We start from the raw sequence: 23,837 nt of genomic DNA on the forward strand, positions 1-23,837 counted from the left end.
GCTTCACCCACTCCCCACCATCGACCACAACGATGCCCCCACGCCCGTGATGCTTTCTCCTGCGATCAACCCGGCGGCGGCAGTTATCGCGAAGCGTTCGGTCAGGCTCGGCCAGCGGCAGCTCACCAGCCAGGTGAGGATCGCGCCCAGGGCCATCATCAGCGACACCGAGGCCGGCAGTACAAAGGCCAGGCCCAAGGCCGCGGCACTCGGCAAGTAACGGGCGCGATGGGCGGGCAAGGTGCTGTCGAGGATGCCCAGCAGCACGCCGACCAGGCCGCCAATGGCGATTGCCCAGCGAATGCTGGTCGACAGCGAATCGAGCCCATGGGTCAGGGTTTGCGCCACGGCTTTCCAGGTGGCGACTGCCGGTGCCGGCCACTCTTCGGTGAGCAGCATGGATTGCGGGTCGGGGATCAGTGCCAGGTAGGCAAATACGCCAACGATGCTGCCGATGAAAATCCCCAGGATCTGCGCGATCACTTGCTTGTGGGGTGTGGCGCCAATGGCCTTGCCCACTTTGAAGTCATTCATCAGGTCGGTGCACTGCCCGGCCGAGCCGCCGGCGGTGTTGGCGCTCATCAGGTTGATCGGCACCTGCCCTGGCGCGACGATGCCAAAGCTCAATTGGGACAGCTGCCCGATGGCGCCGATGGGCGGAATGCCGGTGGCCCCCACCACGCGCGCGGCGACGGCGGCCAGGCAGATCGCCAATGGGATGGTGAGCAACGCCATCCACAGGTTGATGCCGAACAGCAATGCCTGCAGGCTCACCACCAGGATGATCGACAACGCAAATCCCGCGGCGGGGCCGGGCTTGGGCACCGTCCAGGTCGATTCGCCGTCGGAGTGCGTTGATCGGTACAACGCCCACAAACGAATCGCCAGCGAGGCCAAGGTGGAACACACCATCAAGCTCACGCCCGGCCACAGCAACCACTCCACCAACGCGGCGAACTGCGGGCCGCTGCTGCCCGCAGGCAAGGTCACCAGGTGTTGCGCCAACAACCAGGGGCCCAGGCCACCCCACGCGAGCAAGGCGCCGAGCAGCAGGGTCAGGCCCACACGAATGCCGATGATACCGCCGAAGCCCACCAGCAACAGCGAAGGGTCGGCGGTGAAGGTCAGGCGCTCCAACTGAGCGCTGGGCGACCAGCGCGGGAAGGCCCACATAAAAGTATCGACCCACTTGACCAGCCCGGAGAGCAACGCGGCGCTGAGCAGCACCTTCAAGCGCGTCGCGGCTTCGCGCCCATGGTTGTAGATGTGCAGCAAGGTTTCCAGGGTGGCCATGCCCTCGGGGAATTTCAGCGCCTTGTCATTCAGCAACGAGGGCCGTAGATACCAGGCGATCCAGATGCCCAGGAAACTCACCGAGAACACCCAGGCAATCATGGGGATAGCGTCCAACTGGTTGCCCGTCAGCAAGGTATAGGCCGGGATCGGCGCTACCAGTCCGCCGGAAATGATTGAAGCAGCGGCCGAGGCGACGGTCTGGTTGATGTTGCTTTCATGCAAGGTCCACGGCAGGTGGTCGGTGGAACGCTTGGCCACTCCTTGAAAGATGGCGTAGCCGATCAACAGCGCGATGATCGACATGTTGAACGACCAACCGATTTTCAACCCGGCGTAGACATTGGACGGCGTGAGCAGGATGCCGAGGACACTGCCAGTGATGACGGCGCGCAGGCTGAGTTCGCGGGTGACGGGGCCGTGCGGGAGGGTCGTTGGCGGGGCTGAAGTCATGCGGAGTCCTTTCGGCGACGAAACAGGGCGACCTAGTAAGTGAGCCCTGTAGAAGCCGAAGGTTCCTGTGGTGAGCGGGCTTGCCCCGCGCTGGGCTGCGAAGCTGCCCCATTAATAACACCGCGCATCGTCAGTTGAACCGAGTCGCCAGAATTTAGGGCTGCTGCGCAGCCCAGCGCGGGGCAAGCCCGCTCACCACACCAAGCCCGCTCACCACATCGAGCCCGCTCACCACTGGAAGCCTGGTCACCACAAAAACCTGCTCAGCCCAGGCGAAACCGCGCGGTGTTGTCGCTCAATGCCTGGCTGCCTTTGCTCAAGGTGTCGGCCGCCCGGTTCACTGCCCGCGCGCCGTCGAGCAAACGCCCGGCCGCCTGGTCCACTTGCTGGATATTGCCGCTCACTTCATCTGCCGTCGCCGCTTGTTCCTCTACGGCGGTGGCGATTTGCGCCAGGGTGTCGGTGACGTGTTGCACCGCACCGGCAATCTCGCCCAAACGTGTGCCCAGCCCGGTGACGGATTCAGCATCCGTCAGTGCCTGTTCACACGCGGCGCCCATCAACGTGACCGCCTGGCTGACCGTGGCGCGCAGGCTGTCGACCGTGCCGGCGATCTGCGCCGTAGACGCCTGGGTGCGTTGCGACAAGCTGCGCACTTCATCGGCCACCACGGCAAACCCCCGGCCCTGCTCACCGGCGCGGGCGGCTTCGATCGCGGCGTTGAGCGCCAGCAGGTTGGTCTGCTCGGCAATGCCACGGATGGTGTCGACCACCGACTGAATCTGCTGGCCCTGCTGGCTGACCTGCTCCAGCGCATCGGCGGTGTCGGTCAGGCGCAGGTTGAGTTGCTGGATGCTGGCCGTGGTGCGCTGGCTGTCACGGCTGCTGTCTTCGGCAATACGCCGGGTTTGCTGGGCACTGCCCGAGGCCTGTTCGCAGCTTTTGGCGACGCCCAGGGAGGTGGCCGCCAACTGGGTCGCGGCGGCGGCGATCTGGCTGATTTGCAGTTGCTGGTCTTCGACTTCGGTGAGGGTGCTGCCCGATTGCGAATTGAGGGTGAGCACCGCCGAGCCGAGTTGCTGCGTCTCGTGGTTGACCCCCAGCAGGCTGGTGCGCAGTTGCACCACCGCGACGTTGAGCGCGGTGCTGATGGCCGCGAGTTCGTCACGCCCTTCCACCGCCACCTCGACGCACAGGTTGCCGTCGCGCAGGGACTCGGCCAGCGTGGTGATGCCACTGGCACTGCGGCGAATCGAGGCTTGCAGGCATATGAACAGGTAAAGCGCGGCCAAGGCCAGCAGGCTGAACGTCGCGGCGACGGGAATGAATTTCTGCAGCGAACGATCACGGTAGTAAGCCAGGCGCGCGTCCAGCGAATGGAGCGACTGGTTACGCAGCGCGCCGAGGCTGTCGAGCATCGCGTCGACACTGCGTTCGAAGCCTGCGGTGTCGAGCTTGATGGTGCCGCCGAAAACGCCGTCATCGAGCACCTTGAGTTCGTTGTCCAGCCGTTGCAGGCTGTCGTCGTACTGCGCGGTCCAGGGTTCAAGACCGGCGTATTGCTTGGCCTTGAGCGAGGCTGCCGCCTTGACCAACTGGTCCCGCGCGTCGCCGATCCGACCGCGCAGGTCCCGCATCTGCAAGCGGCTTTGCAACGTGAACTGCCCCGACGCGATAGACGACTGGCCGACACTGGCCATGCGCCCGATACGCTCGATCAGGTCAGGGGTGTGTTGGGTCGAAATCTGCATCAGCAGGTAGGTTTCCAGCCACGGGTCGAGGATCAGGCCAGCATCCAGGGTGATCTGCTCGCGCAGGGTTTGCATGGCGGTGAGCGCCGAGGTGAAACGGTCATAACCGTCCGGCCACCAGCCCACCGTGCGCAGGGATTGAGAGTCCATGCCCTTGACCGTGGCCTGCAAGGCTTCAAAGCGGGTCAGGATGTCGGCGCTGGCGTGCTGGGCGTTGAGCGCGTCGCCCAAGGCTTGCAGGCTTTGCTGGATCAGCGGGAAATTGGCATCGACCTTGTCCATCGCCGCCTTCGCCGCCGGCGTCGGGGCGTGCAGGATATCCGCCGCTTTCCAGCGTGCGGCCAGATTACGCTGGGCCGTCAACTGGCCATCCAGCGCGTCCAGGGCCAACAATTGCCGGACGCCGGACTGCTCGCTGGAAATCACGGTTAATTTGTCACGATAGTCCGAGCCGATCATCCACAGGCTACCCGCCAGGGGCAGCATGAACAGGAAAAACAGAATCTGGAATTTACGCGCAAAGCCGAATCGCCCCAACAGGCGGATACCCGGTGATAAAAGGCTGTGCATGTCCAACCACTCCCCAAAAACGACCCACGCGGTGCACCGCGGGGTGAAGCCTTGAAATGACTAACGGCAAAATGCCATGTCATTGATTGGGAAGGCTCTAGCAAGATATGGGCCGCTGGATGAAGCCAGAGAATAGACGGGTTCGCACCCAACAATTAACGTAAATCGCCCAAAAATGGGGCAAAAACACTCATCGCAGCGCCCCCCCCTGTAACTAATGGCGCACATCTCAAAAACCACGCACATCCAGTGTGGGAGCTGGCTTGCCTGCAAAAGCGGTGCAGCAGACACTTAAGTGCAACTGGCCCACCGCCATCGCAGGCCAGCCAGCGCCCACATCTCGATGCTCACTCCGGCTGTTTCACGCCCATGTACCGGTCGAAATGATTGATGTGATCATCCAGATTATCCTCAAGCATCATCCGGTACTGGTCACAGAAGTACTTCAACAGCGCCTCCCGCGCCTCGGCCATTTCCGCGCCGGACTTGAAGTTGCGCGCGCTGGCCCAGGCATTGAAGCGCGTGGTGCCGAACATCATCGAGGCGCTGACCTGGCCGAGGTTTTCGTGAGCCTGAAGTTGCTCGTTCGACAATTCGATGTGCGCGTCGGCGCGGTCGTAGAAGGTGGAGTCAGTAGCATCTGCCATTGCGTGTTACCTGGGTGATCAGTCGTAAGTCGGCCATTGGAGCATGCACGACTGACCGCTGTCAGCAATCACCCTGTCACTCCGGGATACGCCGCAACACATCGTCATAAGGGGTCAAGTCCAGAAAGGCGGTCACCTCGAAGGCTTTGCCATCGCGCATATGAAAGATCCAGACATAACTGTTGCGGTAGGCCTGACCGTCACGCGCAACACCTGCGCCCTCCCACTGAATAATCACGTGATCACCGTCAGCCCAGACCTGCTGGCTCACAGGCCTGACCGGGCGGGATAGGCGCGACACGAACGGCTTTACTGCGCCGTCGACAAACGCATCGACGCCTCGATAAACCCCCGCACTAGGGCCTGAACCCTTGATCGTCCAGATGACATTCGGCGTCAGCATGTCGCTGAAAAAAGTGGTGCCACCGCCGCGCCAACGCTCGAAGGCTTCAGTCACGCGCTGCTTGTTGCGGTCCTCGACTTGCGTATTGGCATGAGCCGAACACGACCCCATGCCGAGCAGGATGACCAAGACCACGTGTTGAAAGATTGATCGTTTCATTTCAGGTACGCCTTCTGGGGCTGAAGCCGAGCACCGCCGAAAATCAATTGCTGCACCATCGGCCGGGCAACGAAACGCTCCGGAAAGATCGGCTCGGGCGCACTGACCCGATCGAGTCTGGCGATATGTTCAGCGTCCAGCTCAATGCTCAGCGCCCCCAGGTTATCCTGGGCCTGGGCCAAGGTTCTGGCGCCCATCACAGGTGCAACAACGGCCGGGTTGCACAGCGTCCAGGCGAGCGCGACCTGGGACGGTGTGGCGCCGGTTTCGGCCGCGATGGCGGTGACCGCACTGGCAATCTCCAGTGAGCGAGCATTCATATGCCCCGATGAACTGATCACGCCCTTGCGCGTTGCCGACACGTTCGCCTCACTGGCCTGGCTCAAATCGTCGCGGCTGTATTTGCCGGTCAGGATTCCGCCGCCGAGCGGTGACCAGGGCAACACGCCAAGGCCCATTTCGGCGGCCATCGGGATCAGTTCATGTTCGACGCTACGTTCGACCAGGCTGTATTCGATTTGCAGTGCCACCAACGGCGACCAGCCGCGCAGCTCGGCAAGGGTTTGTAGCTGGGCCACTTTCCACGCCGGGGTATTGCAGATGCCCAAGTACAGCACTTTGCCGCTGCGCACCAAGTCATCCAACCCGCGCATGACCTCTTCGACGCCCGTGGTGAAATCCCAGGCATGCAGGTACAGCAACTCAATGCGGTCGGTGTCGAGCTGGCGCAAACTGGTCTCCACCGAGCGCATCAGGTTCATGCGATGGTTACCGCCGGAATTGGGGTCGCCCGGCTCGCGGGCCATGGTGTATTTGGTCGAGACGACCAGGCGATCACGCTTGGCCTTGAGGAATTGGCCAAGGATGCGCTCCGAAGCCCCGTTGGTGTAGTTGACGGCGGTGTCGATCAGGTTGCCGCCTTGGTCGACGTAGGTATCAAAGATCTGGCGTGCTTCGCTTTCATCCGCGCCCCACCCCCAATCGGCGCCGAACGTCATGGTGCCGAGGGCGAGCGGCGAAACACGCATACCGGATCGTCCGAGCAGGCGGTAGTGGTCGAGTGCGTTGAGAGTGGGCATGATGAACTCCTGTCAGCGATGGCGTTAAGCCGGTGAAGACAAGTCTGCCCCCCACCGGCTCGCCGCCTGTAACAGGATCGTCCCGTGTTCTTGCACGATTGTCCGGGGCGCTATGCTCATCCGCCTGTCTCCGGAGCCCTCATGGATGCGTTGCAACAGTTAATCGAGCTGATCAGCCGTCACGCACCGAGCGACGGCACCCACGCCACACCGATTGACGGCGTAAGCCTGGTACGTTCGGGCACGCCCACGTTGCCTATGCCGGTTGTCTACGTGCCGACGCTGTGCCTGATTGTTCAGGGCCGCAAACAGGTGGTCGCGGGCGCAACCTCCTACGTGTATGACGCGGCCACTTACCTGGTGGCCTCTGTGGATATTCCCGTAATGGGTTCGGTGATCGAGGCCAGCGAGGCCGCGCCTTATCTGTGCCTGGTACTCGACCTCGACATGGCGGCGTTGACGGATCTGGCGCTGCGGCACCCGGCGCCGGAGCATGAACCCGCGCTGCCCACCGCAGGCATCGAGCTCAACGCCACCACGCCTGAACTGCTGGACGCGGCTGTGCGCCTGGCCAAACTGCTGGATGCACCCAGAGACATTCAAGAACTTGCACCGCTGACGATTCGCGAGGTGCTTTATCGATTGCTCACCGGCAGCGGCCATGGCGCGGTGCGGCAGGTGGCCAAGGCCGACAGCCGGCTCAACCAGATCGCCAAAGCCATCGCGTGGCTACGGCAGCATTACGACGAACCCTGCCGGATCGATGCCATCGCAGATATCGCGGGCATGAGCCGCTCCACCTTCCACGCTCACTTCAAGGCGGTCACCTCCATGAGCCCGCTGGAATTTCGCAGCCAATTGCGCTTGCAGGAAGCCCGACGATTAATGGTCGCCGAGGCGGTGGACGCCGCCGGTGCTGGTTTTCGCGTGGGCTATGAAAGCCCTTCGCAGTTCAGCCGTGACTATGTACGCATGTTTGGTTTGCCGCCGGCCAAGGATGCCGGTCGATTGCGCCGTGACGCGCCTACGGTTGAGGTTCAGCCAACAACTGAGTAATCCACCCGAGCTGCCGAGCAATGTCCTGCACCTTCTCCTCCGGCACTGTCTGTCGTGCATGCTCCAGGCTGGCCAGGGTCTTTCGCTTTTGGTGCAACATACGTTGCCATTTGGCAATGAACACCGGGCTGTGTGCCTGCAGTTGCAGCGGCCCGAAGTACAGCTGCTCAGCGGTGTAAGCCACTGGCCCGGCGCGCTCTGCGACGATGATCTCGTAGTAAAAGCGGTTTTCGCACAGCAGCTCTTCTCGAAGGATCGAGTAACCGTTGTCCATCAGCCATTGGCGCAACGGTTGCTCACCGCCGTTGGGTTGCAGGATCAATCGCTCTTGGCCGCTCAGGTGCCGCTTACCGCTTTCGAGAATGTCGCGAATCGTCTCGCCGCCCATGCCGCACACACTGATCGCGGTGATGCCGTCATCGGGCTTCATGGCCGCCAAACCATCGGCCAGACGTACGGTGATCTGCCGCTCCAGGCCGTTGTCGCTCACGGTACGTTGCGCCGCATGGAAGGGCGTGGTCGCGACCTCCCCCGCCACTGCCATCGTGATCAGGCCACGGCGCATCAATGCCACCGGCAAATAACCGTGATCGGAGCCAATATCGGCCAGGCGCGCGCCCTCCGGTACATTGGCGGCGACGCGCTCCAGACGCAGGGATAAAGTGTGTTCGTTCAACGCCCCTGCTCCCCCGAAAAACGGTCTCGGCTGTTAGTCAGATGCAACACCATGGCCGCGCGGGCAGCGTCCGGGTCCTGGCGTTTGATCGCGTTGAAGATCGCTTCATGTTCCAGGTTGGCCAACTGGCCGAGCTTTGCAAAGTCGGCGCCGCCACGTTCGTCGCCCTTCACCTGGGTGCGCGGGATCATCGCATTGCCCAGGTGCAGCATGATTTCAGTGAAAAAGGTATTGCCGGTGGCCTCGGCGATCAGTTGGTGAAAGCGTTTGTCTTCCTCCACGCAACTGTCGTTGTTGGCCAGGGAGGCCTGGTAATCGTCCAGCGCCTGGCGCATGTGCGCCAGCTGTTCGTTGGTTCGGCGCAAGGCCGCCAGTGCGACGGCTTGGACCTCCAGGCCCAGGCGCAGCTCGAGCATGTTGCGCACGCTGGCTACCGTATCCACATGCAGGCGCAGGCCCTTCTGGGCGTGCTGTTCCAGCACAAAGGTGCCGATGCCGTGACGTGTCTCCACCAGACCGGACGCCTGCAACTTGGAAATCGCTTCGCGCACCACGGTTCGGCTCACGCCATGCTCAGCCACGATGGTGGATTCCGAGGGCAGCTTTTCGCCGGGTTTCAACTGGCCGAGCAGGATGCGCTGGGTCAGCGCATCGACCACGCCCTGGGCCAGGTTGGTGGAGCGTTTACGCAGGGGGATTCCACTTTCAATGGGCATTGCAACAGATCCACGGGGTTGAGCTGTGCGGAGCTTAACACCCAGTCCGGCGTCAAACCTGGGTTGATTGAAAAAACCCTTAACTTGTATGACAACCAAACTTAACGCTCATTGTCACAAGTACGCCCCTCACGGCATCCACCGGGAAGAATCTCGTTAAAAAATCAGCACAACACCTAGCAAACGCTGCACAAATAACCAAAACCTCTGTCCGACACACCGCATTATAAGAAGAAAAACACTCGCCCCTGGATTGCGGTCTCAAGAAACCTACTTGTATGATGTCTATCAACAAGACACGCAAACCCGCATAAAAATAATCAGGGGGAGTTTTGAATTGTGACCAATTCAATCCATGTATCTGCCGTACCCGAAAGTGATCCCGTACGCGCGCGCGCCGTTAGCAAAGTGAAGCGCCATGTGCTGCCACTGTTCGTGATCATGTTCATCCTCAACTACATCGACCGGGTCAATATCGGCTTCGTGCGCACGCACATGGAGCATGACCTCGGCATTGGCGCCGCCGCCTATGGCTTCGGCGCCGGACTGTTCTTCATCGGCTATGCCCTCTTCGAAGTGCCCTCCAACATGCTGCTGCAAAAGGTCGGTGCGCGTATCTGGCTGACCCGCATCATGTTCACCTGGGGCATCGTCGCCACGCTGATGGCGTTCATCCAGAACGAAACCCACTTTTACATCCTGCGCTTCCTGCTGGGTGTGGCCGAGGCCGGCTTCTTTCCTGGGGTGATCTACTACTTCACGCGCTGGCTGCCTGGCGTGGAACGCGGTAAAGCCATCGCCATCTTTTTGAGCGGCTCGGCGGTTGCGTCGCTGATTTCCGGCCCGCTGTCAGGCGTGCTGTTGCAGATAGAGGGCTTTGGCTTCCACGGCTGGCAATGGATGTTCGCCATTGAAGGCTTGGCTTCGGTGGTGATTGGCTTCTTTGTGTGGTTCTGGCTGGACTCCAAACCCCACGACGCCAAATGGATGACCCGCGAAGAACAGGATGCGCTGGTCAATGCCATCGACCAGGAACAGCGCGACCGTGAAGCCCTCACCAGCGTCAAGCCGACCCTCGGCAAACTGCTCAAGGACCGCCAGATCCTGCTGTTCTGCGCGTTGTATTTCTGCATCCAGCTGACGATCTACGCGGCGACGTTCTGGCTGCCGAGCATCATCAAGAAGATGGGCGACCTGAGTGATGTACAGGTTGGTTTCTTCAACTCCATCCCCTGGTTGATCTCGATCATCGCCATGTACGCCTTCGCCTCGCTGTCGGGCAAGTTCAAGTTCCAGCAGGCCTGGGTCGCGGCGGCGCTGTTGATTGCGGCAGCGGGCATGTTCATGTCCACCACCGGCGGGCCGATCTTCGCCTTTGTGGCGATCTGCTTCGCGGCCATCGGTTTCAAGTCGGCGTCGTCGCTGTTCTGGCCGATTCCCCAGGGCTACCTGGATGTGCGTATCGCCGCCGCCGTGATCGCGTTGATCAACTCTATCGGCAACCTGGGCGGCTTCGTTGCGCCCACCACTTTCGGCTTCCTGGAACAGACCACCGGTTCGATCCAGGGCGGGCTCTATGGCCTGGCCGGCACGTCGGTGCTCGCCGCGATCCTGGTGTTTTTCGCCAAGACCGCGCCCTCTGCCGCGCTGACTTCACCGAGCGCCGTGCCTACCCGCGTCGCCCTCAGCAAACCTCTTTAAGACTATTCAGGAACTTGCCATGACTACGCCCGTCGTTACTCACTTCCAGGTTATCCCCGTCGCCGGCCACGACAGCATGCTGCTCAACCTCAGTGGCGCCCACGGCCCGTACTTCACACGCAATATCGTCATCCTCAAGGACAGCTCCGGCAACACCGGCGTGGGTGAAGTACCCGGCGGCGAACGCATCCGCGAAACCCTGGAAGACGCCCGCAGCCTGGTGGTCGGCCAACCCATCGGCCAGTACCAGCGCATCCTCAACCAGATGCGCAGCACTTTTGCTTCCCGCGACGCGGCGGGTCGTGGTTTGCAGACCTTTGACCTGCGCATCACCATCCATGCCGTCACCGCCATGGAAGCCGCGCTGCTTGACCTGCTGGGTCAATTTCTCGAAGTCCCGGTGGCCGCCTTGCTCGGTGAAGGCCAGCAACGCGACGCGGTAAAAATGCTCGGCTATCTGTTTTATGTCGGCGACCGCGGTGCCACCGACCTGGCCTACCGCAACGAAGCCGACAGCGACGATGAGTGGTTCCGCCTGCGCCACGAAACCGCGCTGACGGCCGACGCCGTGGTGCGCCTGGCCGAAGCCGCCAAAGCCAAATATGGTTTCAATGACTTCAAGCTCAAAGGCGGCGTGCTGAGCGGCGACGAAGAAATCGAAGCCGTCACCGCCCTGGCCGAACGCTTCCCGGATGCGCGTATCACCCTCGACCCGAACGGCGCCTGGTCATTGAAAGAAGCCATCCGCCTGTGCCGCGACCAGCACCACGTACTGGCCTACGCCGAAGACCCCTGCGGTGCCGAAAACGGCTACTCGGGCCGCGAAGTCATGGCTGAATTCCGCCGTGCCACCGGCCTGAAAACCGCCACCAACATGATCGCCACCGACTGGCGCGAAATGGGCCACGCGATCCAGCTGCAATCGGTGGACATCCCCCTCGCCGACCCACACTTCTGGACGATGCAGGGCTCGGTACGCGTGGCGCAGATGTGCCATGAATGGGGCCTGACCTGGGGCTCGCACTCCAACAACCACTTCGACATTTCCCTGGCGATGTTCACCCAGGTCGCCGCCGCAGCACCGGGCGACATCACCGCCATCGACACCCACTGGATCTGGCAGGACGGCCAGCACCTGACCAAGGCGCCGCTGAAAATCGAAGGGGGTTATGTAAAAGTGCCGAGCAAGCCTGGCCTGGGGGTGGAGATCGACATGGACGCCGTGGCCAAGGCCCATGAGGTGTACAAAGGCATGGGCCTCGGCGCGCGGGATGACAGCGTGGCGATGCAGTTTTTGATTCCGGGGTGGCGCTTCAACAACAAGCAGCCGTGCCTGGTGCGCTGATTCAGATTTTTGTAGGGGCGGGCTTGCTCGCTCCTGCAATCGGCCGCACAGTCAGCTCAACCCCTAGCGCCAGCATCAGCTTCTGGATCGTTTCATAGCGCGTCTTCGAGCCACCCTTCAGGGTTTTGTAAAGACTCTCCCGATTCACCCCAGCCGCTTCCGCCACTTTGTTCACGCCTTGGGCCTTGGCAACCTCGGCAAGCGCCTTCATCAGTACCTGCGGGTCTTGAGACGTCATGCTCTGCGCCAGATACGCACTGATGGTTTCCGGGCTGTCGAGGAAGCGCGACGCTTCATAGCCGCGGGTGCCGGACGTATCCAGATCGAGGATCGGCATATCCTCGGGTTTGAATTTCGATTCGCTCATTTCATCTACCTCTCAGGGCATCAAGAATCTCTTTTGCCCGCTTGATTCCTCTTTTCTGGTCGGTTTTATCGCTCCCCCACAGCATCAGGTAAGCAGTGATTCCCGTACGCACGAAATACATCCTGTAGCCGGGCCCGACAAACACAAGCATCTCACTCAGGCCGTCACCTACGAATTCACAATCCCCAAAATTGTTTTCCTCTGCCCGATCCAAGCGAGTAAGAATCGCCGTTTTTCCCCAAATATCCCGCATACCGTCGAGCCATGTATCAAACTCCGGCGTCCTGCCGATTGAATTAGTCACAGTATCACTTGTAGCCTACTGGCTACTCCTTGTCGATGCCAGTGGAATTTTGTTTCCGGTGAGCGCCGGAGTAAAAAATCCTAGTTCAGCACCTATACAAACAGCCGGTGGATACTGTGAGCGCTTATTTCCCCCGCGTTTAAAGCACCCGATCAAACAACGGCGCCACGTCATACCGCTGCTTCAGCATCTGTGCATCCACCAAAAAATCCGCCGTGGCCTGGGCCTCGCTGATGATCGTCGGTGAGATCGGCAGCACCTTGATCGCGTCGCGCTTGAACCACACTTTGGCGATTTCCGGCGCCGACTGGTTGGCCTTCGACCAGGCTTCGGCGTACTCATCCACGTGGGTGTTGCTCCACACCCGGGCGCGGGTCAAGCGGGCAATGAAGTCCTTGATGATCGCGCTTTTCTGCGCCAGCGCCGGCTCGTAGGCGACGATGTAGGTGGGCGCGCTCATCAGGCCCTTGGCGTTGCGGATCAGGGTGCTGCCTTCTTTTTCCTGCAACGACACGTAGGGTTCCCAGGTGCCGAAGGCGTCGATGTCGCCCTGGGTCAGCGCCAGGCTGGCCTCGGCCGGCAGCAGGTATTTGAAGTGGACGCTGCTGCGCGGCACCCCGGCTTCATCCAGCGCTTTATACGCCAGTTGCTGGCTCCATGAGCCGTTCCAGATGGCGACGGTCTTGCCCTTGAGGTCGGCCACCGACTGAATGCCCTTGCGCGCCACGATGCCCACGCCATCGAGGCTGGTCTGGGTGCTGGCGACGACTTTGACCGGCGCGCCATTGGCGGCCAGGCTGATCACCGGGGTGTCGCCGACGATGCCTACGTCCAGCGCGCCGCTGGCCACGGCCGAGGCCACCGGCGAGCCGGTGTTGAAGCGCTTGAAGTCGATTTTATAGGGCAAGTCTTTCAGCTCGCCCGACAGCTCCAGCACGATGCGGTTGGAGAAGAACTGGTCACCCACGGTAAGGGTCAGCGGTTCGGCGGCGCCGGCCGATGGGCCATACAGCGCAAGAGAGGCCAGGCCCAGCAAAGACAGCAGTGTTCGACGGTTGATCATGGAAAATCCCACAGGGTTGGAGGGTTGGTTCAACCATCCGTGGGCGTGCAGTCTGGTCGTTTGTCGTAGAAGCTAACGCAATAAAAGCGCGGGGTTTAATACTGTTGGGCACTATCGATAGAACCGTCGTACAGGTCGCTAGCTGCTTTTCGTATTAAAAACTTCGCCGCGCCTGAGTTAGGGTGAGCTCACCAGACCACTGGACCCCAGCACCTGAACCATTTTCTGCAAGGTCCATTGCATGTCGATTCCCGCTTTGAACATCTGGGGCGTACCGCCCACTGCCCGTTACGAACAACTGGCCGCACCGTTTCGCCCGCTCTTTGCGCAGATTCTCGCGCAAGCGGCGGTGGCGGATCAGACACGTGGCAGCCTCGCCACCGTGATCCAGCAACTGAACGCCTTGGGCCTACCGCGCTGGCGCCTGCCAGCCAGTTATGGCGGCCAGGATGCAACGTTGGTCGAGTTGCTGGCGCTGCTCACAGAGCTGTCCGCCGCCGACTCCAACATCACCCAAGCCCTGCGCGGGCACTTCGGTTTTTGCGAAGACGTGCTCAGCGCCAAGGACTTGGATTGGCGCGCCAAGTGGCTGGACCGGCTCGGCCAGGGTGCCCTGCTCTCTCCCGGCAGCACTGAAGTCGGCACCGGGGCTCGTGGCGATTTCGACACCCGCCTGCACCGTGACAAAGCCGGCGCCTTGCGCATCAGCGGCAAAAAGTTCTACACCACCGGCGCGCTCTACAGCGACTTGATCAACACCATCGCGACGGGCGAAGACGGCACGATCTACAGCGTAGTCGTCGACCTCAAGGCTCCCGGTGTGCAGATCGTCGACGACTGGAATGGCTTCGGCCAACGCCTCACCGCCAGCGGCACCTGCCTCTTCGACAATGCGCCCGTGGTGGATGACGATGTACGCCCCACCCAACAGCGCTTTGGCCACGGCCAGTCGTTCTTCCAGCTCTACCACCTCAGCACCCTCGCCGGCATCGCCCGCCGCGCCGCCCTCAGCGGTGCCGAGGAACTCAGCCAACGCGCGCGCACCTTCACCACCGGCAATGCCGACACCGCCGGCCAGGACGTACAACTGCTGCAAGTGATCGGTGAAGTCGCCAGCCAGGCCTACGCCGCGCAAGCCATCGCCCAGCAAGCGGCGCAACGACTGGAGCACACCGCGCGGTATGTGATCGCCCATGACCAGCCGTTGCACGATGACGATCCGCAGGTTGCGCTGGCTGAATTGGAAGTGTGCCTGGCAGTGAACCCGGTGGTGGATGCGACACTGGCGGCCACCACGGCGCTGTTCGATGCACTGGGCGCCAGTGCCACGGCCAGCAACAAGGCGCTGGACCGGCTGTGGCGAAACGCGCGAACCCTGGCGAACCACAACCCGCGCGTGTACAAATCGCGGATTGCGGGAAATTACCTGGTGAATGGGATTTTGCCGCCTGCGCAATGGCGAGTAGGCGTCGCAAAAATATAAAGGCGATCACCACAGATGCTACTGGCTCACAAACCCCAGCACCCGCGCTAGCATCCGATCACAGGCCTGCAACTGCGCCACGCTGATGAACTCGTCCGGCTTGTGCCCCTGCTCCATGCTGCCAGGCCCGCACACCACCGTGGGAATGCCGGCCTGGTCGAACAGGCCGCCTTCCGTGCCAAAGGCAACGGTGCCGAAATCCTGCGAGCCGCAAAACTGTGCAACCCACTCGGCGGCCTGGCTTTCCAGCGAAGTGGCCAGGCCCGGGTAACTCGACAGCTCGCTGATGCTGATCGCCGATTGCGCACTCACCGCCCGCATCGCCGGCAGCAGGGTCTGCTCGGCGTATACCTGTAATTGCCGGGCAACCTGCCAGGGATCCTGAGTCGGCAAGGAGCGCACTTCGAAGTCGAAACTGCAGTCCTGCGGGACGATATTCAGGGCCTTGCCGCCGTTGATCAGGCCGGTCTGCACCGTGGAAAATGCCGGATCGAAACGCTGATCCAGATGCTGCGGCGCCTTGAGCGCTTCGCCGAGCCGCACCAGTTCGCCGATCAACCGCGCGGCGTATTCAATGGCATTCACGCCCGTAGGCGCATAGGCCGAATGGCACGCCGCCCCATGCACCTGGCACCGCATCGCCAGCTTGCCCTTGTGGCCGAGCACCGGCTTGAGTTCGGTGGGTTCGCCGATCACGCACAGCAGCGGCTTGACCGGCTGCCCGTGAAATCGCTCGATCAACGAGCGCACACCCAGGCAGCCGACTTCCTCATCGTAGGACAGCGCGATATGCACCGGCATGCGCAACGTTGCCTGCACCAAAGCCGGCACGCAGGCCAGCACACAGGCGATATAACCCTTCATGTCCGCCGTGCCACGGCCGTACAACTGGCCGTCTTTCTCGGTGAGTTCAAACGGCGCCACACTCCAGCGTTGGCCGTCCACCGGCACCACGTCGGTATGCCCGGACAACACAATGCCGGGCACTTCTGCCGGGCCGATAGTCGCCAGCAGGTTGGCCTTACTCTTGTGCTCGTTGTACACCAGCTCACAGGCCACGCCGTGGTCCTGCAGGTACGTGCGCACAAAGTCGATCAGGGCCAGGTTGGATTCTCGGCTGGTGGTGTCGAAGCGCACCAGTTGCGCCAACAGGTCGCGGCTGCTGTTCATCGGTCATCTCCCGGCACGGCATAGCCGGGTGCGATCTGCGGGTTGATGGCGCGGTCGATGTAGGCCTGCAATTGCCCACGATAGGCCTGCCAGAGGTGGTCGAGGGCACTGATCGGGTCCGCATCGGCCCAGTCCACGCGCAGGTTTACGACCGGCCACAACAGATCATCGACGATAACCAGCGCCGCCGAATGCACCGGCCCGGCTTCGCCACCGCTTGCCACACCGGCGTGCATCGCCGCCAGCAGGCGGTCGGCCAGATGTCCGGAGGCCTGTTCGAAAACCGCCACCATGGCGTCGATCACAGCAGGTTGGGCGAGCATATTCCCCGCCGCCACACACTGCTCGCCACTCACCGCATGGTGAATGCCCAGAGTCTGCGCGCCGCTGAAATGCGCCGTGCGGCCTGCGTTATCAATCACCGTCACCTGGCGGTATTCACTGTGATCCTGCCCAGCCAAGGCGGCAAGCGCCTCACTCGGCGCCATCCCTTGCTCCAGCAAGTCGAGCACCTGCGGCCCCAGGCTGGGCAAGGTGATGTTCTGCGACGCCACCGCGCCCACGCCGGGCCGCAGCCACGGGCAACGCGCGCCCACCGCAATGCTTGATGAGCTGATGGCGATACCCAACTGGCCCGTCTCGGCGCAGCGGGCGACAACGGAAAAAGTCATGGGGTTTCCTCAGTCGAGCACGGAAGGGTCAGCGTCGATCATCAACTGCTTCATTTCTTCAAAGTGCTGGCGCGAGAAGTCCGCGATACCTTCCCAGCCCCGTGCAGTCTTCTCCGCCACTTCATCGGACAACACCCGCAACGGCTGCCCGGTGGACCAGGCGGTCACGAGGATCTGGCAGGCGCGTTCCAGGGTCCAGATATCGTCAAACGCCTCACCGATAGACCCCGCCGTCACCATCACGCCGTGGTTGCCCATCAGCAGGCGGCTCTTGCCGTCGAGCAGACCGGCCAGGCGCGCGCCTTCGGCCTCGGTGTCGGCCATGCCGCCGTACAGTTCGTCCACGGCCACGCGGTTGAAATAGCGCGCGGTGTTCTGGTCGATCGGCGGGATGTGCGGCGTGGCCAGGCACGCCACCGCCGTGGTGTAGACCGGGTGCAAGTGCAGCACCGCACGGGTGTGCGGCAGCAGCCGGTGGATCTGCCCGTGGATCGACCAGGCGGTGGCGTCCACGTTGGGGTTTTCGGCGCAAGAGGTGTCGTCCGCGTTCAGCAGCAACAGGTCACTGGCGCGGATACGGGAGAAGTGCTTCCACTTCGGGTTGAGCAAAAACTGTTTGCCATCGGCCGATACGGCGGCGCTGAAGTGGTTGGCTACCGCTTCGTGCATGCCCAAGTGCGCGATAATGCGAAAGGTCGCTGCCAGGTCGATGCGCGTCTTTTCTTCGTGGGATAACGCCATGAATCGGTCTCCGCAGGGCGCGGCCGCACGCGAATGCGGCACGCGCTTGTAGGTTTACTTCGGCATCAGTGCGGCGATGTCCGCATCGGTAGGCGCTTCGAAGTTGTACTTCTTGAGCAAGGCGGCGTACTCAGGCGTGGCGCGGTATTTTTCCAGGCCGTCGAGCAAGGCCTTCTTCACCGTGTCATTGCCCTTCTTCACGCCGAAGCCATTGAGAACCGGGTAGATCAGGGTGTCGGACGAGATCACCACGCGGTTGCCGAGCTTGTCGATCACGCCACGGGCGACGGCGGCGTCGGTGATCTGCGCTTCAACGGCGTGGGCCAGCAGGGCCTGGGTGGTTTGCGGGTCGGTACTGTATTCGCTGATCTGGATCGGCTTCAAGCCCTTGGCCACGCAGTACTCCGCCGACAGCTTGTTCATCTGTGCCAGCCACGAGGTGGCGCCCATGGAGCCGATCTTGTGGCCGCAGAACTCTTCCGGGGTCTTGGGTTGGAAGGTGCTGTCCTTGAGGGTCAGGATCGACTCGCCGCTTTTCAGGTAGGGGATCATGTCGATGACCTTGACCCGCTCGGCGGTGATGTACATCGACGAGTTGGTCACATCGAAACGCCCGGCCTGCAAGCCGGTGATCAGGTTGGGGAAGCGTGTGTCGAGGGTCTCGACCTTGCGGCCCATGACCTTGCCCAGGCCGTCCATGAACTCGATGTCAAAGCCTGCCGGCTTGTTGTTATCCATGTACTCATAGGGGAAGAACGTCACATCGGAACCGGCGATGATCTTGCCGTCCTGCTGGAACGCCGAAGCCGCCAACGAAGTCATCGCAACCGCTGCGCCCAACAGGCACACGGCAAGGGGACGAACACTTTTACGAAACGCTGTCATGGTGATTACCTGCAAGGTTTTAGTAGGTAGCAAGGAATGTGGCTAGGCAGTGGCTGAATCTTGTCCCGCTTGTTGCACGAAGAATGAGGCGCCACGGGGCTTCTGCGGCAAGCGCATGTGGTTGTCGGTGGAGCGCACCAAGCCGCTTTCTTCACCGGCCACCAGCAGGCCGGCATGTGTGCTGGGCAACGGGTTTTCGCCGAATGGCAGCGCGTCTTCAGCGGCGTATACGCTGATGAAAAGGGTGCGCGGCAGTTCGGTCTCGTTGGGGCTGGAAGCATGCAGAAGACGGGTGTGCATGAAGCACACGGAGCCGGCCGGGCCATAGCAGGCCACCGGTTGCTGGCAGTGCTCTTCGACGACAGCGTCGTCCACCGAGCCGGTAAAACGCTGTTGTTGCCAGTGCGACCACAGCGGGCCTTTGTGGCTACCGGGAATCACGTTCAACGGGCCGTTTTCCGGGGTCACTTCACTGACCATCAACAAGGCGGTGACGATGTCATCGTTGCTGTGGGGCGTGAACAGGAAGTCCTGGTGCCACTTCACCTGGGTGGCGGTGTGGGGCAGTTTGGAGTTGATCTTGCTGTGGTGAAAACGCGTGCCCTGGGCGCCGATCAGCTGCGCGGAAATCGCCGCCATCCGCGAGTGCAACGCCACACGTTCATACGCTGGGGAAATCTCCGTGGGCGAGCTGACCCGGCGCAGCGACGGGTGATCGGCGCGGTGGTCGCCTTCCAGGTCAAAGCGCTCACGGCCATCGACGGTGGCGCCCCAACCCCGGTCATGACTGCGGCTTTCTTCAACCCACTGGTCGAAGTCATGCTGCAGCGCGGCCACTTCCTCCACCGACAACACCCCTTCTACCACCAGGAATCCGTCGCGCTGGAATTGTTCGATTTGCGATTGCTCGATCATTTTAGTGTTTCCTGAACGTTAAAGAGATCACGCCAGCGAGACGTCCTTGAGGAACGCCTCCACGCGTGGGTTGTGGCCGCTGCGCAGGGCGCCCGGCGTGTCGTCGCAGACCACGCGGCCCTTCTCCATGAACACGATGCGGTCGGACACCTTGAAGGCGAAGTTCATCTCGTGGGTGACGATCACCATGGTGATGCCCTCCTCCGCCAGGGCTTCGATCACCTGCAGCACTTCGTTGACTTTCTCCGGGTCGAGGGCCGAGGTAGGCTCGTCGAACAGCATGATCTGCGGGCGCATCATCAGCGCGCGGGCGATGGCCACGCGTTGTTGTTGCCCGCCGGACAGCTGGTGCGGGTATTTCCAGGCATGGTCGAGCATGCCGACCTTGTGCAGCAGTGCGTAGGCCTGTTGCTTGAGGTCGGACGTCGCGCCCAGCCGATGGTATTTCGGTGCCATCAGCAGGTTGTCGAGCACGCTCAAATGCGGGAACAGGTTGAAGCTCTGGAACACCATGCCGATGTTCAGCCGATGCTCGGCGTGTTCGATGTACTGGGGCTTCTGCGCGCCGACTTTGTTCAGGTGAATGAACGGCTGGCCGTTGATACTGATCTCGCCGTTGTCCAGTTGCTCCAGGCCATTGAGCAGGCGGATCAGCGTGGTCTTGCCGGAGCCCGACGGGCCGATCACCGACACCACTTCACCGGGCTGGATCTGCAGGTTGACCGAGCCCAGCACCTCGATATCGTTGTAGGCCTTGTGCAGCCGCGCGGCTTGCAGCGCGGGCTCACCGTTAGTGGCAGGGCGCGCCAAGGCCGTGCGTTGTTGGGTTGCCAAGGCCAGCACCGCTGCATCGGGAACGCGGGAAACGTTGCGCTGGTTAACGTCGAGGAAGCGCTCCAGGCGCTTGAGCAGGAAGTCGAACACCGTGACGATAAACACGTAGAAGAACGCCACCGCCGCCATGGTCTCGATCACCAGGAAGTTCTGTGAATACAGGCGTTGGCCGACCATCAGGATCTCGGTCAGGGAGATCACCGACACCAGCGAGGTGAGCTTGACGATGGAGATGTATTCGTTGGCCAGCGACGGCAAGGCCACTCTTAGCGCCTGGGGAATCACCACGCGCCATTGCGTGCCGAAAAACTTCAGGCCCAGCGCCCGCGCCGCCTCGCCCTGGCCTTTGGGAATCGAGAGCAGGCCACCGCGATGGATCTCGGCCACATAGGCGGTTTCGCAGATCACCAGCGCCAGCAAGCCCGACCAGAACGGGTCAGCCAGCACCGCCGAGGTGCCGGGCAGCGCCTGGGGCAGGTTGTAGATAAAGATCAGCAGCACCAACAGCGGCAGGCTACGGAACAGCCAGATGTAGCCACGGGCCGGCACGCTGAGCAGGCCATGCCTGGATTGCTTGGCCAGTGCCAGCAGAAAGCCCAGGCCAATGCTCAAGACCCAGGTCAGGGTGCTGAGCTTGATCACCGTCCACGTCGCGCGCCAGAACTCGGCATCGCCCAGCAAACCAAACATGTAATTCCAGTCGAATGTCATCGTCGCTGTGCCCTGAGAAGTTGATCTACATCGATGGGTTCAGAGTCGTGGGGGGAGGCGGTTGGGGTCAATTCGTAAAAGCCGGGGCACTGGGTAGGCAGAACCTATGCAGCCTGAGAGCAACCAAAATCCAATGTGGGAGGGGGCTTGCCCCCGATGGCGATGGGTCAGCCAACTGATGGGTAGCTGACACACCGCTTTCGGGGGCAAGCCCCCTCCCACCTTTGGTGCAGCCTTGAGTTGGCCGTATCGCGCACGCCACTTACTGGTGCAATCTCAGCTCACACCGCCATCGCCCGCACCGCATGCGGGTCAAAAAAGCTCGGCGGCGCCATGCCGGGGATGTACTGGTCGGACACAAACATGCGGCAGCGCTCGGCAAACGCCGACACCACCCGCGACAACTGGGTATTGCTGGCGGTGGCGTAGCCCAGGCGCATCGGCCGGTGTGCACCCGCCAGGCGCAGGCGGATCACGCGCTTGCCGTCCTGGGACATGTTCGATTTGGGCCGCGCATTCGCGAAGGAATAGCCGATACCGTTGCCCACCATGGCGCGCACCGTTTCAAGGTTGGTGGAGCGCATGATGATGTTCGGTGTGGTGCCGGCCTGGATGAACAGGCTGAGGAAATAGTCGCGGCTCCAGGGCGTGTCGAGCAGCACCACCGGGTAAGCCTCAAGGTCTTGCATGCTCACCGCCGGCAAGCTCGCCAGCGGGTGGTATTCGCCCACCATCACATAAGGCGGCAACTGCGCCAGCGGTTGGAAGTCGATGTCCGGGCTGGTCACCAGGTCGTAGGTCAGGGCGATATCCAGCTCGCCGCTGCGCAGTTTTTCCAGCAGTTCCTCGTGGTTGCCCTCGGCTTGCGTCAGGCGCACGCCGGGAAACGCGCGGCCGAAACCAAACACCAATTCAGGCGTGATCATCGGCGCCAGCGACTCCAGGCAGCCCACCCGCAACGGCCCGCGCACGGTGTTCAACGACTCCGAAGCGATGGTGTAAAGGTTGGTCATCTGCTCCAGGATCAGCTTGGCTTCCTGCATCACCAGGCGCCCCACCGCCGTGAGGGAAATGCCCTGGGCGTGGTGGCGGATAAACAGCTGGATGCCCAGCTCGGCCTCCATATGGGTGATCGCCGCCGAGATCGACGGCGACGACACGTGGATGCGTTCAGCGGCAGCACTGATGCTGCCCGCCTCTCCCGACGCAACGAAATACTCCAGTTGACGCTGAGTAATACGACTGAGCATCACGCCTGCCCCTCAACAATGACTGTGCGGGTAGCGTTGCAGGGTTCGTGCCGGGTCAGGCGCAAAGCGATGACCTGCACGGGCTTCGGTTTTTCCTAAGCACTACCCCGCGCAAATGCTGGTTTCGCTGGAAACGGGCCGGTGTGAAGCTGGATTCATCCCGCTTCCCACGAGTTGCCGTTATGCCCACCCACACCCGCATCCGTATGTTCAACACCAAACAGACCTACCCCAACCAGGCACTGGACAACGACCTGTGCCAGGCCGTGCGCGCCGGCAACACCATTTACGTGCGCGGCCAGATCGGCACTGATTTCGACGGCAACCTGGTAGGCCTCGGCGACCCGCGCGCCCAGGCTGAGCAAGCGATGAAGAACGTCAAGCAACTGCTTGAAGAGGCCGGCTCGGACCTGTCGCATATCGTCAAGACCACCACCTATTTGATCGACCCTCGCTACCGCGAGCCGGTCTACCAGGAAGTGGGTAAATGGCTCAAAGGCGTGTTCCCGATTTCCACCGGGCTGGTGATCTCTGGCCTCGGCCAGCCGGAATGGTTGATGGAGATCGATGTGATCGCTGTCGTGCCGGACGACTGGACCGTATGAAAGCGGTGATCGCCCGCGAGCCTGGCGGGCCTGAAGTACTGCAGCTGGTGGAGCGCCCTGTACCGGCGTTGCAAGCCGGTGAGGTGCTGATTCGCGTCGCGGCGGCTGGGGTGAATCGCCCGGACGTGATGCAACGCGGCGGCTCGCCGATTCCGGCTGGCGTCACCGATGTGCTGGGGCTGGAGGCGGCGGGCATTGTTGTCGCGCTGGGCAAGGGTGTGGATGAGTTTGCCCTCGGTGATCGCGTCATGGCTTTGCTCAATGGGGGTGGCTATGCCGAATACGCTGTCGCCCAAGCGGCGCACTGCTTGCCAGTGCCTGTGGGGTTGTCGCTGCTCGACGCTGCCGGGGTGCCGGAAGCGGCGTTTACGGTGTGGCACAACCTGTTTGAACTGGGGCGCCTGCGCAGTGGCGACTCGGTATTGATCCACGGCGCGGCGAGTGGCGTCGGCAGTTTTGCCGTGCAGTGTGCGCAGGCCGCCGGGGCGCGGGTGATTGCCACCGCCGGCGGCCCGCAGAAAGTCGCGATGCTGCAAGCATTGGGCGTGTGGCGCGCGATTGACCGGCACCTTGAAGACTTCGTCGAGGGGGTGAACGACTGCACCGAAGGGCGCGGTGTCGACGTGGTGCTGGACAACGTCGGCGGCCCTTACCTGGCGCGCAACCTCGCTGCCATGGCCATGGGCGGACGGCATGTGAGCCTGTCGTTCCTGCAAGGCGCTCACATCGAGTTGGACTTGCAGGTGCTGATGCGCAAGAACCTCAGCCTCACCGCCTCCACCCTGCGCCCCAAAAGCCATGCCGAAAAAGCCCGCCTGGCGGTGTGCATCCGCTCGCGTTTCCTGCCCTGGCTGGCCTCCGGCCTGGTGCGCCCGCAGATCCATGCGCAGTTGCCGCTGGCTCAAGCCGCTGATGCCCATCGCCTGCTGGAAGCCAATGCCAACGTCGGCAAAGTTGTGCTGACCGTCGCCGAATAACCTGGAGCCCTT

At 62.1% G+C, this 23,837-nt stretch carries 23 protein-coding genes; 6 read left to right on the top strand and 17 right to left on the bottom strand.

The window, feature by feature from the left end; genetic code table 11:
• Positions 1-3 precede the first annotated feature (3 nt).
• The 5 genes from KHP07_RS20670 to KHP07_RS20690 all read right to left on the bottom strand — a co-directional run bounded on the left by KHP07_RS20670 (position 4) and on the right by KHP07_RS20690 (position 6,355).
• Complete coding sequence (locus KHP07_RS20670) at positions 4-1,746, bottom strand: OPT family oligopeptide transporter (protein ID WP_214497919.1); 1,743 nt, start codon at positions 1,744-1,746, stop codon at positions 4-6.
• 263 nt (positions 1,747-2,009) lie between these two features.
• Positions 2,010-4,067 carry a methyl-accepting chemotaxis protein gene (locus KHP07_RS20675; RefSeq protein ID WP_214497920.1) on the bottom strand — a complete coding sequence of 686 codons (2,058 nt, stop codon included), beginning with the start codon at positions 4,065-4,067 and terminating at the stop codon, positions 2,010-2,012.
• 347 nt (positions 4,068-4,414) lie between these two features.
• Complete coding sequence (locus KHP07_RS20680; protein ID WP_214497921.1) at positions 4,415-4,714, bottom strand: DUF3144 domain-containing protein; 300 nt, start codon at positions 4,712-4,714, stop codon at positions 4,415-4,417.
• Positions 4,715-4,790: 76 nt separating this feature from the next.
• The gene (locus tag KHP07_RS20685) at positions 4,791-5,276 is read right to left on the bottom strand and encodes a nuclear transport factor 2 family protein (RefSeq protein ID WP_214497922.1); all 486 of its coding nucleotides are present in this window, start codon (positions 5,274-5,276) and stop codon (positions 4,791-4,793) included.
• The gene (locus KHP07_RS20690; protein ID WP_078049470.1) at positions 5,273-6,355 is read right to left on the bottom strand and encodes an aldo/keto reductase; all 1,083 of its coding nucleotides are present in this window, start codon (positions 6,353-6,355) and stop codon (positions 5,273-5,275) included. Before KHP07_RS20690 ends, KHP07_RS20685 begins: the two co-directional genes overlap by 4 nt.
• 141 nt (positions 6,356-6,496) lie before the next feature.
• Between KHP07_RS20690 and KHP07_RS20695 the strand changes: the two genes are divergently transcribed.
• On the top strand, positions 6,497-7,411 hold the full coding sequence (locus KHP07_RS20695) for an AraC family transcriptional regulator (protein WP_099492334.1): 915 nt from the start codon (positions 6,497-6,499) through the stop codon (positions 7,409-7,411).
• Here KHP07_RS20695 and KHP07_RS20700 read toward each other — a convergent pair.
• Both KHP07_RS20700 and KHP07_RS20705 read right to left on the bottom strand, forming a co-directional pair.
• Positions 7,380-8,087: a tRNA (adenine(22)-N(1))-methyltransferase gene (locus KHP07_RS20700; RefSeq protein ID WP_214497923.1), complete on the bottom strand. Its 708-nt coding sequence runs from the start codon at positions 8,085-8,087 to the stop codon at positions 7,380-7,382. The two genes, KHP07_RS20695 and KHP07_RS20700, sit on opposite strands and share 32 nt — an antisense overlap.
• The gene (locus tag KHP07_RS20705; RefSeq protein WP_214497924.1) at positions 8,084-8,803 is read right to left on the bottom strand and encodes a FadR/GntR family transcriptional regulator; all 720 of its coding nucleotides are present in this window, start codon (positions 8,801-8,803) and stop codon (positions 8,084-8,086) included. The genes KHP07_RS20700 and KHP07_RS20705 overlap by 4 nt, the downstream gene beginning before the upstream one ends.
• 339 nt (positions 8,804-9,142) lie before the next feature.
• On the opposite strand from KHP07_RS20705, the gene KHP07_RS20710 reads away from it, so the two are divergent.
• Together KHP07_RS20710 and gudD are read left to right on the top strand one after the other, a co-directional pair.
• Positions 9,143-10,504 (top strand): MFS transporter, encoded by a 1,362-nt coding sequence (locus KHP07_RS20710; protein ID WP_214497925.1) that lies wholly within the window; start codon positions 9,143-9,145, stop codon positions 10,502-10,504.
• A gap of 19 nt (positions 10,505-10,523) precedes the next feature.
• On the top strand, positions 10,524-11,849 hold the full coding sequence (gene gudD, locus KHP07_RS20715; RefSeq protein ID WP_100490136.1) for a glucarate dehydratase: 1,326 nt from the start codon (positions 10,524-10,526) through the stop codon (positions 11,847-11,849).
• Between the two features lies 1 nt (position 11,850).
• Here gudD and KHP07_RS20720 read toward each other — a convergent pair whose 3' ends face one another.
• The 3 genes from KHP07_RS20720 to KHP07_RS20730 all read right to left on the bottom strand — a co-directional run bounded on the left by KHP07_RS20720 (position 11,851) and on the right by KHP07_RS20730 (position 13,583).
• Positions 11,851-12,216: an addiction module antidote protein gene (locus KHP07_RS20720; protein WP_078049476.1), complete on the bottom strand. Its 366-nt coding sequence runs from the start codon at positions 12,214-12,216 to the stop codon at positions 11,851-11,853.
• A gap of 1 nt (position 12,217) precedes the next feature.
• Positions 12,218-12,520: a type II toxin-antitoxin system RelE/ParE family toxin gene (locus tag KHP07_RS20725; RefSeq protein WP_214497926.1), complete on the bottom strand. Its 303-nt coding sequence runs from the start codon at positions 12,518-12,520 to the stop codon at positions 12,218-12,220.
• 139 nt (positions 12,521-12,659) lie between these two features.
• The gene (locus KHP07_RS20730) at positions 12,660-13,583 is read right to left on the bottom strand and encodes an ABC transporter substrate-binding protein (RefSeq protein ID WP_122725889.1); all 924 of its coding nucleotides are present in this window, start codon (positions 13,581-13,583) and stop codon (positions 12,660-12,662) included.
• 241 nt (positions 13,584-13,824) lie between these two features.
• Between KHP07_RS20730 and KHP07_RS20735 the strand changes: the two genes are divergently transcribed.
• Positions 13,825-15,066: an acyl-CoA dehydrogenase family protein gene (locus tag KHP07_RS20735; protein ID WP_214497927.1), complete on the top strand. Its 1,242-nt coding sequence runs from the start codon at positions 13,825-13,827 to the stop codon at positions 15,064-15,066.
• 18 nt (positions 15,067-15,084) lie between these two features.
• Here the strand turns inward: KHP07_RS20735 and argE are convergent, their stop codons facing one another.
• The 7 genes from argE to KHP07_RS20770 all read right to left on the bottom strand — a co-directional run bounded on the left by argE (position 15,085) and on the right by KHP07_RS20770 (position 22,243).
• Entirely contained in the window at positions 15,085-16,236 is a 1,152-nt protein-coding gene (argE, locus tag KHP07_RS20740) for an acetylornithine deacetylase (RefSeq protein ID WP_214497928.1), read from the bottom strand.
• Positions 16,233-16,907: a DUF1028 domain-containing protein gene (locus tag KHP07_RS20745; protein WP_214497929.1), complete on the bottom strand. Its 675-nt coding sequence runs from the start codon at positions 16,905-16,907 to the stop codon at positions 16,233-16,235. The genes argE and KHP07_RS20745 overlap by 4 nt, the downstream gene beginning before the upstream one ends.
• A 9-nt stretch (positions 16,908-16,916) precedes the next feature.
• Positions 16,917-17,648, bottom strand: coding sequence for a class II aldolase and adducin N-terminal domain-containing protein (locus KHP07_RS20750; RefSeq protein ID WP_214497930.1), 732 nt, complete (start codon positions 17,646-17,648; stop codon positions 16,917-16,919).
• Between the two features lie 54 nt (positions 17,649-17,702).
• Complete coding sequence (locus KHP07_RS20755) at positions 17,703-18,533, bottom strand: ABC transporter substrate-binding protein (protein ID WP_015885045.1); 831 nt, start codon at positions 18,531-18,533, stop codon at positions 17,703-17,705.
• A gap of 42 nt (positions 18,534-18,575) precedes the next feature.
• Positions 18,576-19,448: a phytanoyl-CoA dioxygenase family protein gene (locus tag KHP07_RS20760; protein WP_214497931.1), complete on the bottom strand. Its 873-nt coding sequence runs from the start codon at positions 19,446-19,448 to the stop codon at positions 18,576-18,578.
• 27 nt (positions 19,449-19,475) lie between these two features.
• Positions 19,476-20,993, bottom strand: coding sequence for an amino acid ABC transporter permease/ATP-binding protein (locus tag KHP07_RS20765; RefSeq protein ID WP_214497932.1), 1,518 nt, complete (start codon positions 20,991-20,993; stop codon positions 19,476-19,478).
• A gap of 281 nt (positions 20,994-21,274) precedes the next feature.
• Positions 21,275-22,243, bottom strand: a complete 969-nt coding sequence (locus KHP07_RS20770; protein WP_025855077.1) for a LysR family transcriptional regulator — start codon at positions 22,241-22,243, stop codon at positions 21,275-21,277.
• A 182-nt stretch (positions 22,244-22,425) separates the two neighbouring features.
• Here KHP07_RS20770 and KHP07_RS20775 point away from each other — a divergent pair, with 182 nt between their 5' ends.
• Both KHP07_RS20775 and KHP07_RS20780 read left to right on the top strand, forming a co-directional pair.
• The gene (locus KHP07_RS20775) at positions 22,426-22,848 is read left to right on the top strand and encodes a RidA family protein (RefSeq protein ID WP_010567220.1); all 423 of its coding nucleotides are present in this window, start codon (positions 22,426-22,428) and stop codon (positions 22,846-22,848) included.
• A complete protein-coding gene (locus tag KHP07_RS20780; RefSeq protein WP_214497933.1) occupies positions 22,845-23,825 on the top strand; it encodes an NAD(P)H-quinone oxidoreductase in 981 nt (326 codons plus the stop codon). Before KHP07_RS20775 ends, KHP07_RS20780 begins: the two co-directional genes overlap by 4 nt.
• The last annotated feature ends 12 nt before the right edge of the window (positions 23,826-23,837 follow it).

This window comes from Pseudomonas sp. VS40, from assembly GCF_018587885.1.
GTDB classification, from domain to species: Bacteria; Pseudomonadota; Gammaproteobacteria; order Pseudomonadales; family Pseudomonadaceae; genus Aquipseudomonas; species Aquipseudomonas pergaminensis.

What these genes read in the sequence shown, in the direction of transcription:
- KHP07_RS20670 (WP_214497919.1), bottom strand. Translation starts at nt 1,746, where the DNA reads ATGACTTCAGCCCCGCCAACGACCCTCCCGCACGGCCCCGTCACCCGC.
- KHP07_RS20675 (WP_214497920.1), bottom strand. Translation starts at nt 4,067, where the DNA reads ATGCACAGCCTTTTATCACCGGGTATCCGCCTGTTGGGGCGATTCGGC.
- KHP07_RS20680 (WP_214497921.1), bottom strand. Translation starts at nt 4,714, where the DNA reads ATGGCAGATGCTACTGACTCCACCTTCTACGACCGCGCCGACGCGCAC.
- KHP07_RS20685 (WP_214497922.1), bottom strand. Translation starts at nt 5,276, where the DNA reads ATGAAACGATCAATCTTTCAACACGTGGTCTTGGTCATCCTGCTCGGC.
- KHP07_RS20690 (WP_078049470.1), bottom strand. Translation starts at nt 6,355, where the DNA reads ATGCCCACTCTCAACGCACTCGACCACTACCGCCTGCTCGGACGATCC.
- KHP07_RS20695 (WP_099492334.1), top strand. Translation starts at nt 6,497, where the DNA reads ATGGATGCGTTGCAACAGTTAATCGAGCTGATCAGCCGTCACGCACCG.
- KHP07_RS20705 (WP_214497924.1), bottom strand. Translation starts at nt 8,803, where the DNA reads ATGCCCATTGAAAGTGGAATCCCCCTGCGTAAACGCTCCACCAACCTG.
- gudD (WP_100490136.1), top strand. Translation starts at nt 10,524, where the DNA reads ATGACTACGCCCGTCGTTACTCACTTCCAGGTTATCCCCGTCGCCGGC.
- KHP07_RS20720 (WP_078049476.1), bottom strand. Translation starts at nt 12,216, where the DNA reads ATGAGCGAATCGAAATTCAAACCCGAGGATATGCCGATCCTCGATCTG.
- KHP07_RS20730 (WP_122725889.1), bottom strand. Translation starts at nt 13,583, where the DNA reads ATGATCAACCGTCGAACACTGCTGTCTTTGCTGGGCCTGGCCTCTCTT.
- KHP07_RS20735 (WP_214497927.1), top strand. Translation starts at nt 13,825, where the DNA reads ATGTCGATTCCCGCTTTGAACATCTGGGGCGTACCGCCCACTGCCCGT.
- argE (WP_214497928.1), bottom strand. Translation starts at nt 16,236, where the DNA reads ATGAACAGCAGCCGCGACCTGTTGGCGCAACTGGTGCGCTTCGACACC.
- KHP07_RS20745 (WP_214497929.1), bottom strand. Translation starts at nt 16,907, where the DNA reads ATGACTTTTTCCGTTGTCGCCCGCTGCGCCGAGACGGGCCAGTTGGGT.
- KHP07_RS20750 (WP_214497930.1), bottom strand. Translation starts at nt 17,648, where the DNA reads ATGGCGTTATCCCACGAAGAAAAGACGCGCATCGACCTGGCAGCGACC.
- KHP07_RS20755 (WP_015885045.1), bottom strand. Translation starts at nt 18,533, where the DNA reads ATGACAGCGTTTCGTAAAAGTGTTCGTCCCCTTGCCGTGTGCCTGTTG.
- KHP07_RS20760 (WP_214497931.1), bottom strand. Translation starts at nt 19,448, where the DNA reads ATGATCGAGCAATCGCAAATCGAACAATTCCAGCGCGACGGATTCCTG.
- KHP07_RS20765 (WP_214497932.1), bottom strand. Translation starts at nt 20,993, where the DNA reads ATGACATTCGACTGGAATTACATGTTTGGTTTGCTGGGCGATGCCGAG.
- KHP07_RS20770 (WP_025855077.1), bottom strand. Translation starts at nt 22,243, where the DNA reads ATGCTCAGTCGTATTACTCAGCGTCAACTGGAGTATTTCGTTGCGTCG.
- KHP07_RS20775 (WP_010567220.1), top strand. Translation starts at nt 22,426, where the DNA reads ATGCCCACCCACACCCGCATCCGTATGTTCAACACCAAACAGACCTAC.
- KHP07_RS20780 (WP_214497933.1), top strand. Translation starts at nt 22,845, where the DNA reads ATGAAAGCGGTGATCGCCCGCGAGCCTGGCGGGCCTGAAGTACTGCAG.